Source organism: Methylopila musalis, from assembly GCF_042679725.1.
Classification (GTDB): Bacteria; Pseudomonadota; Alphaproteobacteria; order Rhizobiales; family Methylopilaceae; genus Methylopila; species Methylopila musalis.
The window spans coordinates 1-1,398 of record NZ_JBHTMX010000350.1 but is presented as its reverse complement, the minus strand read 5'-3'; the positions used below and the strand labels follow the sequence as shown (position 1 = coordinate 1,398).

Below are 1,398 nucleotides of genomic sequence, written 5' to 3'. Positions count from 1 at the left end.
GCGGGGCGTCGCCCCCGGCGCGCACCGGGCGGCCGGCGCGGGCGCCAACGGCGCGTTCCTGCGGCACGCCTCGATCCTCGAAATCCCCGACGCGCGGCGCATCGACATGCGCGCCTCACTGCTGGACCCGCTCGGCGGCATCAAGGTGCGGCGGTTCGAGAACCGCGCCCGCATCGACGTGTTCGTGCTGCTGGACCTGTCGGGCTCCATGGCCTTCGGCCGCGGCGGCCGGGAGGACGATCCGGTGGCGGAGCTGGTGTCCGCCGTCGCCCATGCGGCGGTGCGCGGGCAGGACCGGTTCGCGCTGATCGCCGCCGGCCCGTCCGCGCGCGAGGACCTCGCCATCCGCCCCACCCGCCGTCGGGGCGTCGCCGACGAGGTCTGGGCCCGGCTCGTGGACGAGGTGGGCGAGGGCCGGGGCGTCGCCAGCATGATCGCCGCGACCGACGAGCTGCCCCAGCGCCGGGCGCTGGTGTTCGTGGTGTCGGACTTCCTGATGCCGGAGGCGGAGCTGTCCGAGCTGATGGGCCGGCTGTGGCGCCACGACGTGGCGCCGGTGGTGGTGCGCTCCAGCGCGGTGGAGGCGCGGCTGCCGCGCTTCGGCCTGGTGGAGACGCGGGATCTGGAGACCGGCCGCCGCCGGCTCGTCCTGATGCGCCGGTCGCTGCGGGAGCGCTGGATCGCGCAGGCGCGCGAGCGCCGCGCCGCCCTCGACGCGGCCTTCCGGCGCTACGGCCGCCCGGCCTTCGATCTGGTGGACCGGTTCGAGCCCGACGCCTTTGCGGATTACCTGCTCTCGGGAGGCGTGTGATGCGCCGCGCCGCTCTCGTTCTCGCGCTCGCCGTCGCGGCCGCCGCTCCCGTCGCCGCCCAGGTGCGTGACGTGCGCACCACGGGGCCGAAGCCGTTCGGGGTGCTGCTGGGCGACGTCTTCACCCTGAAGACCAGCTTCGTGGCGGACGCGCCCTACACGCTCGACCCCGCCTCGCTGCCGAAGACCGGCGCGCTGACCTACTCCCTCGACCTGCGCCGGCTGGACGTGTCGCAGAGCGCGGCGCCCGGCGGCGGCGTGCGCTACGAGATCGCGGCCGAGTATCAGACCTTCTACTCCGCGCTCGAAACCCGCACTGAGACCGTGCCGCCCATGGCGCTGTCGGTGGTGGACGGGAAAGGCGGCCGCAGGGAGCTCAAGGCCGGCGGCTGGTCCTACATCACCTCGCCGCTGCGCCCCATTGTCGCCACCTCGGGCGAGACCCAGTACGATCTGCGCCCCGACGCCGCGCCCCAGCGCATCAGCCTGCGCCCGGCGCAGACGGCGGTGCTTTGGTCGGCGGCGGCCGCCCTGCTGGCGCTCGCGCTGCTGGCGTGGAGCCGCGCCTGGCCGCCGTTCCACGCCCGG

Annotated in this window: 1 protein-coding gene and 1 pseudogene; both read left to right on the top strand. The window is 75.4% G+C overall.

Annotation, left to right across the window (positions count from 1 at the left end):
- A partial coding sequence (locus tag ACFQ4O_RS17550; protein ID WP_378777664.1) for a DUF58 domain-containing protein occupies positions 1–811 on the top strand: 811 nt, incomplete at its 5' end.
- Positions 811–1,398: pseudogene (locus tag ACFQ4O_RS17545) on the top strand (hypothetical protein); the annotation flags it as partial. The gene ACFQ4O_RS17550 and the pseudogene ACFQ4O_RS17545, both read left to right, overlap by 1 nt.